Raw genomic sequence first — 11,080 nt, forward strand, 5'->3', positions numbered from 1 at the left:
CAATGGCCTCGATCGAAGAACTCAAACAACGCGTCGACCTGCACGATCTGGCCGATCGCCTCGGCCTCAAACGCGGACGCGGCGGCGACAAGGCGCTATACCACTCGCCGCAGCACGAGGATAAAAGCCCGTCACTGTCGATTTACCAGAATCACCCAAAGCATGGCACCGGTTGGCGCGACCATAGCGCCGACCACGGGGGTTCCTGCATCGATCTGGTGATCTTCGCGCGCGGCGGCACCGTCTCCGACGCGATCCGGTTCCTGCATGAAGCCTACGGTATCCCGTTCGACCGGCCGGCCATGCCTGCGGACCGCCGCGAGAAATCGACGGTGGAGTTCATCGCCGATCGATGCCTCGCGGAACGCGCGCTCGTGCGCGACTACCTGACCGGGCGTGGGATCTCCGACGCTGCAATCGACGCCGCGATCACAGCCAGGACACTCGGCTTTAACGACTGGACCAGCTCGAAGGCGCAGCCCGGCGAAGTCGGCCACGGCGGGCCGGCCGCCGCGTTCATCGTCCGCACGTTGAATCCCGGCCATGTCGTCGCCGTCGACATGCGCTATCTCGATCCAACGATCAACGGCGGCGTCAAGACGCAGACGCAAGGCGACAAGTCAGGCTACGGCTGGACAGCCGACGTGCGGCGGATCGGCAAGGCGAAGCGCGTGATCGTCGTCGAAAGCGCGATCAACGCGCTGTCGATCGACACGTGCAGCATTCCCGGTACCGCCGGGTTCGCGCTGCGCGGCCTTGCGAACGTTGACGGCATCGACTTTTCGTTTCTGCGCGGCAAGCACGTTGTCATCTGCCTGGACAATGATGAGCCATTCGCAGACGGCCACCCGCGCGCCGGCCACCGGCCCGGCCCCGAAGCCGCGTGGGCGCTTTACGAACGACTCACGAGCCTGAATATCAGCGCCGTGATGGTCGATCAATCCGAGTGGCTGGCTGACCTCGCCAATGGCGAAAAGGCTCGGAAGCCGATCAACGACGTAAACGACTACCTGCAACTCCGCGGCCCTCGTGAACTGCAACGCGCGCTTGAGCAGTACGAGCCGTGGCTCATCGCCGGCATGGCTGGCGATGACAGCCGCAAGGGTCGGCCGCGCATCTACCTGCCTTCGCACGACTTCGCACAATACTGGCGCTTCCGCACTCGGCCCGACTTCACCAGCTACATCGCGAAAATGGACCGCAACGAAGAAAGCGGCGTCGAGACGCCAGTGACGACAGATCTGTGCGGCTTCCGTATCGCCTCTATTAGCCGCGTTTCAGTGGCGAGCGCGACGTCGACCATGACGGGCGATGCAGACCAGGCGCCGACCGTGTACTTCGCCGTGTCCGTACAGGCGCCGCGCCACGGTCCGACGCTCATTCGTCGCGTGATGATGGATGACCAGCTCCACAACACCGACCAGTGGGCGAAGTTCGGGCCGATCTGGGCGCCGGCACCGTTCAAACGCATGGTGAACATCTTGGAGCGTGGTGGGGACCTCGGCGCACGGCACGCGGCGAACTTCGTGGGCCTCGCCTGGCGCGACGGCCAGCTCATCGTCAACGAAGGCCCGGATTGCTATTTCACTGAAGCCGACAAGCAGTGTCCGTATCACAACCTGTCATTTCCGGCCGGTCCGGTCAGCGACGCGCGGCGTGTGCTCGCCGCGTATCAGGAGACGTTCAAGCAAAACGCCGCGACAATCCCGCTCGTGTGGGCACTCGGCGGCCACCTGAAAGCGCTGCTCGGCTTCTGGCCGCACATGACGGTGCAGGCCGACAAGGGTGCGGGAAAATCGACACTCATCAAGCGCCTCGAGCGCACGCTCGCTTTCACCATGTTTTCAGGGCAATCGCTGCAAACCGAATTCCGACTACTGACGAGTATCAGCCACACGAGCCATCCGGTCGGTTGGGAAGAGCTGTCCGCACGTCGGCAGGATGTGATCGACAAGGCCGTTGGCCTGCTACAGGAGAACTATCAGTACACGGTAACGCGTCGCGGCAGCGACATGACGGAATACCTGTTGTGCGCGCCCGTGATGCTGGCCGGCGAAGATGTGCCCGTAAAAAGCCTGCTCGGCAAGCTGATCCGCACGTCGCTCACCGGCAAGCGTGGCCCGATGCTGCCCGACGATCTGCCGCGCTTCCCGCTGCGTCAATGGCTCGAATTCCTGGCCGGCCTGAACAGACGCGACGTGCTTGACCAGTATCGCGCCATCCGCGAGCGTTGCCTCACCACCTGTCGCGCGAGCGGCGCCGACGATGGCGCGCTGCGGATGGCCGGTAACTATGCGGCCGTGGGTCTCGCGTGGCGCTACCTCTGCGAGTTCGCCGGCATGGACCCCAGTGAAGGCGACTTCCTTCGCGACCTCACGGCCGAAATGAACAGCCACATCGCCGAGACGAGCGCCGACCGTGAGCCGTGGGTCTGGATTCTGGAAACCGTGCTGTCCGAGATCGACGGCGGCAACTACAAGCACCCGTACACGTTCGATACGGTCGACGGCGAGTTCTGCATCCTGCTGCGCACCGGACACGTGATGGATCACATCGCACACACGAGCGCGCTGCGCGACAAGTGGAACGGTCTGCCGGTGAAGTCCGATCGCGTGTTCAAGCGCCAGCTCCATCACGCCGGCGTTGTGGTCGGCGAGAAAGAAGTCGAGCGGCGTATCTACACGCGCCGCGTGCCATATCTCACGCCGGTTTCGCTCGATCGCCTCGCAGGCTTCGGTCTGCACGTGTCTGTGCGCGAAGACCTGGCGACTGATGCCGTCGAACAGCGAGGCCGCGCATGACGCCCTTCCAGCGCTCGCGGCCGTCACGCAATCGCGTCCCTCACCCTGCTCGTTCTGGCCGCGTAGCGGCCATGGATTCGGGTCGTCGGTGCGTGCACCGATGCGCACAGCAATCGGTGCGCATCGTCACGCGCGCGCCGTTCGGTCCGCTTCCCGCCATTCTGCCCGCGAGCCAGAACAACCGGACAACGGCGCGAACCGGGAAGGCCGGGGGCCAAGCGGGCGAAATTAGCCGATGGACAGGGGCAGGCGGTGCAGATAACTCGTGGTTTTCGGGGGTGTGCGCGTGTAAGTCATTGATTGTTGAGAGGACTACCGCCACAAATCACCCATGCTTTGCCATGAGTCAGGCCTTTTTTGCCACGAGTCCGTTTTTTGCGTTTCGCCGCGTCGCTCCTTTCTCTTCTCTCTCTAAATTATTGAAAGAGAAGAAGAAAGAAGGCTTCGAGGTGCAAAGAATCAGCTATGCACGTGCGCCACGAGTTACCACGGTTTTGCCACGAGTCAGACGCGCTGCCTATTTTTTAGGCCACGAGTTAGACACCTCGGAATCGGCTAACCCATGGCAATTGATGGCAGGCAATTCGTTTGAAATCAAAACGTTAGAGACATCCTCCACGCCATCCACGTGTCCACGAGTTGCGCTGCGTGTACCCCCGCTACGCGTCTCTCCGAAGGTCCGCCAATGAGTACGGTCGGTCTCGTTCAAGCCGCCGCGATGCTCCGTGCGCATCCGGAGACGGTGAGGCTCAAGGCGAAGGCCGGCGAACTGCCCGGCCGGAAAGTCGGCAAGCGCTGGGTGTTCTCGACGGTTGCCCTGGAGCGCTACCTCGCAGGAGAATGGATTCCGCGAGTTGTGCAGGGCGACCACGGTAAGGAAGAAGAAACATGTCGCTCTATAAACGTAGTACGAGCCCAAACTGGCAATACAAGCTGTACCCCCCCGGCGGCGGTCCGCCAATACAGGGAAGCACTGGCACCAGCAACAAAGAGCAGGCGCAGGAATTTTACGATCGGTTGAGAGTGGATCTCTGGAATCAGGCGCGGCTCGGCCACAAGCCGCGCTACGTCTGGAATGATGCGGTCGTCCGTTACATCAGCGATCGCGAAGGCCTCGCAAGTCTTGAGACCTCAAAGACGCACCTGCGTTGGCTTGACCAGCATTTGTCGGGGGTACTGCTGATCGACATCGACCGGAACAAGATCGACGCGATCGCACATGCGAAGCGGATGGAGCCGCGTGTAGTGCAGACGCGCAAAGGCCCCAAGACGCTTGGGCGCAATGTCAGCGCCGGCACAGTGAATCGCGTCGTCGGCGTCCTGAAAGCGGTGCTCAATGCGGCGGTCGAATGGGAATGGCTCGATCGCGCTCCCGTCACGAAGCGCGCGAAGGTCGTATCAAAGCGGGTTCGCTGGCTGACGCCGGCGGAAGCCGAGAAGCTGCTGGCCGAGCTGCCGACGCACCTGGCCGACATGGCGCAGTTCAGTCTCGAAACCGGACTGCGCCGCTCCAATGTGACCGGTTTGCAATGGTCACAGGTCGATCTGGTGCGGCGTGTCGCGTGGATACATCCGGACCAGGCGAAAGCCCGCAAGGCGATCACGGTGCCGTTGTCGGACGCGGCCGTGGGAGTGTTGCGGCGGCAGCTCCCGAAGAAGCGCAAGCCCGAGCATGTCGAAAGCGTGTTCGTGTACCACGGCAAATCGGTCTACCAGACCGTGACGGCCGCGTGGAAAAAGGCGCTGAAGCGGGCCGGCATCCGTGACTGCCGATGGCACGATCTGCGCCACACCTGGGCAAGCTGGCATGTGCAGCGCGGTACGCCGTTGCAGGTGCTCAAGGAACTGGGAGGATGGGAAACGCTGGAAATGGTGCAACGGTACGCGCACCTGTCGGCCGATCACCTGGCGCAGTGGGTGCAGCCGATGACGGAGGTGCCAGCAAAACCGCAGTTAGCTGCAATTTAGCTGCAATGACGGTGAACGGTAAGGAAGGGAAACCGCTGAAAGCCTTACGGCTATTGGTGCGCCCGGCTGGGATCGAACCAGCAACCCCTGCCTTCGGAGGGCAGTACTCTATCCATTGAGCTACGGGCGCTTCAACATGAAAGCGCGGCAACCTGAGCGGGAGCGGCGCCAAAGCGAGACCGCAAGGATACCCGGTTTCGTCCAAACCGTCCACCGGACGGCCTGCATGGCGCTATTTGGCGCTTCAAAGCCGCCGCCCGAACGCCGCAAGGCGCGCCCCACGATGCGGGTAAACGCCTGCTGAACACCTCGCCACGCCGCTCGCCGCCGCCGAAACGTTACGTCTATAATCGTCCGTGGCTGATTCAAGAACAAGAAGTTGCCGTCACGCTGTACCGCTCACATACCCACGGAGACGAGACAAGCATGAGCGAAGCACCACACAGAGCCCCGATCAAAACCCCCGCGCAGCTCATCGCTGCGATCATCGCGGGGTTTGCCGTACCGATCGTCATCATCGTTCTGCTGGCGGTTTACGTCGATAACTCGACGCGTACCGGCGCCGGCACAGACAGTCTCTCCGAAGCCGAGGTCAGCGCCCGCATCAAGCCGCTTGCGCAGGTCGAGATCCGCGACGCCAATGCGCCGCGCGTCTACAAAACCGGCGAAGAGGTCTACAAGGCCGTTTGCTCCGCGTGTCACGCGGCGGGTACGGCTGGCGCGCCGAAATTCACCAATACCGCCGACTGGGCGCCGCGCATCGCTCAAGGTTTCGACACGCTCCTGCACACGGCGCTGACCGGCAAGGGCGCGATGCCCGCGCGCGGCGGCACCAGCCCCGACGACTACAGCGATTTCGAAATCGCCCGCGCGGTGGCTTATATGGCGAACAATTCCGGCGCGAGCTTCCCTGAACCGGCGCAGCCGGCTGCGGCGGCTTCGGGTGCGGCAGCAGCGTCGGGCGCAGCCGCCGCGGTACCGGCCGGCGCCTCGGACACGGCTGCCGCCCAAGCCGCTGCCGCCATGGCGGCGATGGCGAGCGTGCCGCAAGCGGCTGCGCCGGCGCCGGGCGCCACGCAAAGCGCAGATGCATCGCAAGCCGGCAAGGCGTTGTATCAGCAGGTTTGCCAGGCGTGTCATGCGGCCGGCGTGCTGAACGCACCGAAATTCGGCGACAAGGACGCTTGGGCGCCGCGCCTGAAAGAACCGATGGACACCGTCTACAACTACGCGCTGCACGGCAAGGGGGCGATGCCGGCGAAGGGCGGCTCCAACGCGTCCGACGCGGACGTGAAGGCCGCCGTCGATTACATGGTCAGCGCTGCGAAATAAATCGCCTCCGGCTTTTCTGGTAAACCAAAAAATCCCTGCATCGTGGCCACACGGCAGGGATTTTTTATGCGTTGTGCAAAAGCCTCGGCGATGCGCTCGGCCCGCGTGTTGTCCTTCGCGTCGATATAGGTTTCGAGTGCGCGGCGATAGTGCGCGAGGGGCGGCGTTGTCATGCAAGGGTCTCCGAGTAGTGTCCGGTTGTCGAGCCGTGCCACTGTAACGCTAGCGCTTGTGAAAGCCGCCGATGCACCTGCCGCGCGCCGGGTCTTGCAGCGCGAACGCGGACGCTCGCTCGCGATCGCGCTCAAGGCTTCTGCAACAGCGCCTTCAAACTCGCGAGCCGGTCTTTCGGCGACATCGGTGCTTCCTCGGGGGTCGGCGGCGGTGCATCGTCGAGCAGCATTTCGGGGATGAAGCGCGACGGCTCGCACACCACCGTTTCGCGCGCCCGCTTACGCTTCTTGCACCAGTTCAGATGCAGGCTGCGCTGCGCCCGCGTGATCGCGACGTACATCAGGCGGCGCTCTTCCTCGATGCGCGCATCGTCGACCGGTTCGTCGTCGGCGCCGCCGCGGTGCGGCATGATGCCTTCCTCGACGCCCACCAGAAACACGTGCGGATACTCCAGCCCCTTCGATGCGTGCACCGTCGAAAGCCGCACCGCGTCCGGATCTTCTTCCTTGCCTTCGAGCATCGACATCAGCGCGACGGTCTGGATCAGGCCGAGCAGATTCTTGCCGGTGTCGGCGAGGCCGTCGGCGTTGTCAAAGCCGGTTGCTTCGCCCTTCCCGGAACCGTCAGGCTCGGCCTTCGTGCCCTTGCGCTTGAGCCACTCGATGAATTCCAGCACGTTCTGCCACTTGGCCTGCGCCTGGCGTTCGTCGAACGCATCGTACAGATAGGCCTCGTAGTGGATCGCGTCCATCAGCTCGTCGAGCAAAGTGCCTGCGGCATCCTTTTCGGCGCGATCGGTGAGACGCTGCATGAAATCGCAGAACACGCGCATCGGTTCGACCTGACGCGGTGACAGCCGCGCCTCGATGCCGCCCATGTACACCGCCTCGAACAGCGACACCTTGGCCTGTCCCGCGAACGAGCCGAGCGCTTCGAGCGTCGTATTGCCGACGCCGCGGCGCGGCGTGGTGATCGCGCGGATGAAGGCGGGATCGTCGTTCGCGTTGGCGATCAGGCGCAGATACGCGCAGATGTCCTTGATCTCGGCTTTGTCGAAGAACGACTGGCCGCCGGACAGCACATACGGAATGCGTTCGCGCCGCAGCACCTGTTCGAAGATGCGCGCCTGGAAATTGCCGCGATACAGGATCGCGTAGTCGCGGAAATTCGTACGCCGCTCGAACTTGTGCGCGGAGAGACGAAACACCACGGATTCGGCTTCGTGTTCTTCGTCGTTGCACGGCGTGACGGTGATCGTGTCGCCCATGCCGTGTTCGGACCACAGTTTCTTTTCGAACAGCTTCGGATTGTTCGCGATCACGTTGTTGGCGGCAGTCAGGATGCGCACCGTCGAACGGTAATTCTGCTCGAGCTTCACCAGATGCAGCTTCGGAAAATCCTTGCCGAGCTGCGCGAGGTTTTCGAGCGTCGCGCCGCGCCAGCCGTAGATCGCCTGATCGTCGTCGCCCACGGCCGTGAACGCCGCGCGCGGACCGGCCAGCTGCTTGAGCAGCTCGTACTGGCACGCGTTGGTGTCCTGATACTCGTCGATCAGCAGGTAGCGCAGCTTGTTCTGCCAGCGGTCGCGCACCGGCTCGTTCTTCGCGAAGAGTTCCGCAGGCAGGCGGATCAGGTCGTCGAAATCGACCGCCTGATACGCATGCAGCGTCGCCACGTAGTTGCGATAGACGATCGCGGCCTGGTGCTCGTCCTCGTTCGCGGCGATCGCGATCGCCTCTTCCGGCATGATCAGGCCGTTTTTCCACAGCGAGATGATCGACTGGATCTTGCGGATGAAGCCCTTGTCCGTCGAGCCGACCTGTTCCTGGATCATGCCGAAGCAGTCGTCGGAATCCATGATCGAGAACTGCGGTTTCAGGCCGACGTGTTCCGCTTCCTGGCGCAGAATCTGCACGCCTAGCGAGTGGAAGGTGCAGACCGTCAACTGATTGACGGGCACCTTGCGGCCCTCCTTGCCGGGCGTGGTGAGCGTCTTGCCTTCGAGCAGCTTGCCGACGCGCTCGCGCATTTCCGCCGCGGCCTTGTTCGTGAACGTGACGGCGGCGATGTGGCGCGGCTCGAAACCTTTGGCTTCGATAAGGTGCGCGATCTTCTGCGTGATCACGCGCGTCTTGCCGCTGCCTGCGCCGGCGAGCACGAGACACGGACCGTCGAGATAACGGACCGCTTCATTTTGAGCGGGGTTCAGGCCTGCGGACATCGTCTGTGGATGGGTAATGCGGTTGAGGGCGCTTGGGTGCGGAGTCGCTGGACCGAAGGCCCGGGGGCATGCTGCGCGGGCGGGTGGCCGGAACGGGTGCCTCTCGTGGTGCGAAGGGCGTTCCGGCTTGCGGCGATCCGCGCGAGAGGAGCGATGTTAACACGGAAGGCGAGGCGCAAGCTTTGGTGAAAGTTTTGACTGAAGCATCGGCGAAATCCTCGGCGGAAGTCTTGAATGAAGCGTCGGCGGAATTCTCGGCGGAAATCTTGACTCAAGCGTCAGAGCCCTCGGCGGAAATCTTGCCCGAAGCGGCGGCAGAAGCTTTGTCCGGCGCCGCAACTGCCCTTTTAGCCCGAGCGTCGAAGACGACTGCGGCGGACGCCCACGCCGGCGGCTAACGGACAGGCTTCAGGACATGCCACAATTACATCGTTGCGCGCCGTCGCCGCGGTGGCAAAACGGCGCGCCGTTTTTGCAGGAAGACACGCATGTCCGTATCGCTGAAGATGGGATTGATGGGTTACGGTTTTGCCGGCGCGACCTTCCACGCACCGGTGATCGAGCACTGCGGGCGGGCGAACGTCGCCGCGATCGCGACCAGCCAGGCCGAGCACGCACGGGCCGACTACCCGCACGCGAAGGTGGTCGCCGATCTGGACGCGCTGCTCGCGCTCGACGAAATCGACTGCGTCGTGATCGCGACGCCCAACGACACGCACTTCGACCTCGCGCGCCGCACGCTCGAAGCGGGCAAGCACGTAGTGGTCGACAAGCCGGTGACGCTCACGGCCGCCGACGCCCACACGCTCGCCAACATCGCGCTTGCACGTGGCAAGTTGTTCGTGCCCTTTCACAACCGTCGCTGGGACGGTGATTTTCTGACCGTACGGGATCTGCTCGCCAGCGGCGAGTTGGGGCGCGTCACGCAATATGAATCGCATTTCGACCGCTTCCGGCCGGAGGTCCGGCAGCGCTGGCGCGAGGAGGCGTCGCGCGGGGGCGGTTTGCTGTTCGATCTAGGGCCGCATTTGATCGACCAGGCGTTGGCGTTGTTCGGCACGCCGGCGACGGTTTCGGCCACGGTTCGGACGCACCGCGATCAGGCGAGCGCACCGGATTACGTTCATATTCAGTTGGGGTATGGCGAATTCGAGGTGGTGCTGCATGCGAGCGCGTTGACCGCGCTGGTCGGGCCGCGGTTTGCGATTCACGGCACGCGCGGAAGCTATGTGAAATACGGGCTCGATACGCAGGAAGATCAATTGAAAGCCGGACTGCGGCCCGGTGATGACGGATTTGGCGCCGGCAACGCGGCAGGGATGCTGCGGGTGCTCGACGGCTCGCAAGAGGTTGAGCGCGAGGTTCCCACTCGCAATGGAGACTACGCCGGGTTTTATATTGCTTTGGCTGATGCCATTCAGAATGGCGTGAAGTTTCCTGTTAGTGCACAGGATGCCGTCGATGTTATGACTGTGGTTGAGCTTGCTGCCCGGAGTTCGGATGAGGGTGTGCGGTTGGCGTTCGAACGAATTCGATAAAGGGTTTAGGTTTATTTGGCATTGGCGGCGGCGTGTTTCTGTTTGTCTGCGGCGTTGGCCTTTCCTTGATTTGATATTGGTTTATTGGCTTTCCCCCTGTGCGGGGGATTCTTTCCGTCTACTGGAGTCTACTGACGATCCAAAATCTTTAAGAATCGTTCTCTTGTGTATACGGTCGTGTTTGGGAGTGCCCGTTGTACACCGCAGTCTTTGTCCTGCCGGACTGTCACGCGATACGGTTCGCTGGCATGAGAACGGATACAACGTACCTGGCACCGGCACGCTGAAGCGCTTCGCCGATATCTACGATTGCACGGTAGGACAACTGAGCGTACAGCCCGGCTCCCGCACCACGCCCGATGACCAGCAACGCCGCGCGCTGGATCAGACCCGCCCGGTTGAATTCGCCTCGTTGAGACGTGCAACCTGGATACGGGTGCGTATGGCATTCCGATGCCCGCTGCAAAACCGGATGGATAGATTCGGCACCGTAAGTGCCGCGGCCCGAATCCCCGAGCCGTGGCGAGTGTCTGGAGAACCCGCACCTGTGTGCGGGTTTTTTATTTTGAGAGGCCCGAAATGAGCCTTGGAGCCAATGTTAGATATATTCGTGGGCACCAGGGATGGTCCCTGAATGAATTCGTATACCGGTTCGCGCCGCTCGACATCAGCAGCAGGGAGCGACGAAGGTATTACGACAGCCTCTACTCGCTGGAAGGGCGCAACCAGCGCACTTCATGGATGCTGGCGCGCATGGAGCCTGTGCTGCGGGTCAGCGCCGAGATGCAGCAATCAGGTGATCTGACGCGGTGCGCGCTGGCCTGTCTCACGGGAGATTACGGGCGCGGTACGACGGGCCGCAGATGGACGCGCTGACGGTTCTCGTCAACCGGCTTTGCGACGGTCCAGCACCGACGCCTGGCGAGTACGAGGCTGCCCTGGCGCAGGCAACGAAAGCGGGACAGCGGCAACGGGTGACGCACCTGCTCGAAAGAATTCCGGCATAACGGGACAGGTGGTTACGTGAATCGACAGCGCGACGCGTC

8 protein-coding genes and 1 tRNA gene are annotated in these 11,080 nt (G+C 62.8%); 6 read left to right on the forward strand and 3 right to left on the reverse strand.

Annotated elements, in window-relative coordinates; genetic code table 11:
- The first annotated feature begins 2 nt into the window (after positions 1–2).
- From SB772_RS24540 to SB772_RS24550, 3 genes are all read left to right on the forward strand, one after another.
- On the forward strand, positions 3–2,801 hold the full coding sequence (locus tag SB772_RS24540; RefSeq protein ID WP_410835797.1) for a toprim domain-containing protein: 2,799 nt from the start codon (positions 3–5) through the stop codon (positions 2,799–2,801).
- A gap of 718 nt (positions 2,802–3,519) precedes the next feature.
- Positions 3,520–3,822 carry a helix-turn-helix domain-containing protein gene (locus SB772_RS24545; RefSeq protein WP_410835807.1) on the forward strand — a complete coding sequence of 101 codons (303 nt, stop codon included), beginning with the start codon at positions 3,520–3,522 and terminating at the stop codon, positions 3,820–3,822.
- The gene (locus tag SB772_RS24550; protein ID WP_410835808.1) at positions 3,735–4,769 is read left to right on the forward strand and encodes a tyrosine-type recombinase/integrase; all 1,035 of its coding nucleotides are present in this window, start codon (positions 3,735–3,737) and stop codon (positions 4,767–4,769) included. Before SB772_RS24545 ends, SB772_RS24550 begins: the two co-directional genes overlap by 88 nt.
- Positions 4,770–4,823: 54 nt before the next feature.
- On the opposite strand, the gene SB772_RS24555 is transcribed toward SB772_RS24550, so the two are convergent.
- Positions 4,824–4,899 (reverse strand) — tRNA-Arg (locus SB772_RS24555).
- A 296-nt stretch (positions 4,900–5,195) separates the two neighbouring features.
- On the opposite strand from SB772_RS24555, the gene SB772_RS24560 reads away from it, so the two are divergent.
- Positions 5,196–6,101, forward strand: a complete 906-nt coding sequence (locus SB772_RS24560) for a c-type cytochrome (RefSeq protein ID WP_410835798.1) — start codon at positions 5,196–5,198, stop codon at positions 6,099–6,101.
- On the opposite strand, the gene SB772_RS24565 is transcribed toward SB772_RS24560, so the two are convergent.
- On the reverse strand, positions 6,077–6,274 hold the full coding sequence (locus tag SB772_RS24565; protein WP_410835799.1) for a hypothetical protein: 198 nt from the start codon (positions 6,272–6,274) through the stop codon (positions 6,077–6,079). The two genes, SB772_RS24560 and SB772_RS24565, sit on opposite strands and share 25 nt — an antisense overlap.
- A 131-nt stretch (positions 6,275–6,405) precedes the next feature.
- Entirely contained in the window at positions 6,406–8,496 is a 2,091-nt protein-coding gene (locus SB772_RS24570) for a UvrD-helicase domain-containing protein (protein WP_410835800.1), read from the reverse strand.
- A 68-nt stretch (positions 8,497–8,564) separates the two neighbouring features.
- On the opposite strand from SB772_RS24570, the gene SB772_RS24575 reads away from it, so the two are divergent.
- Positions 8,565–8,894 carry a hypothetical protein gene (locus tag SB772_RS24575; protein WP_410835801.1) on the forward strand — a complete coding sequence of 110 codons (330 nt, stop codon included), beginning with the start codon at positions 8,565–8,567 and terminating at the stop codon, positions 8,892–8,894.
- A gap of 90 nt (positions 8,895–8,984) precedes the next feature.
- Positions 8,985–10,034, forward strand: coding sequence for an oxidoreductase (locus SB772_RS24580; RefSeq protein WP_410835802.1), 1,050 nt, complete (start codon positions 8,985–8,987; stop codon positions 10,032–10,034).
- Positions 10,035–11,080 lie beyond the last annotated feature (1,046 nt).

The sequence above is a fragment of the Paraburkholderia sp. SIMBA_030 genome (assembly GCF_046535245.1).
Taxonomy (GTDB): Bacteria; Pseudomonadota; Gammaproteobacteria; order Burkholderiales; family Burkholderiaceae; genus Paraburkholderia.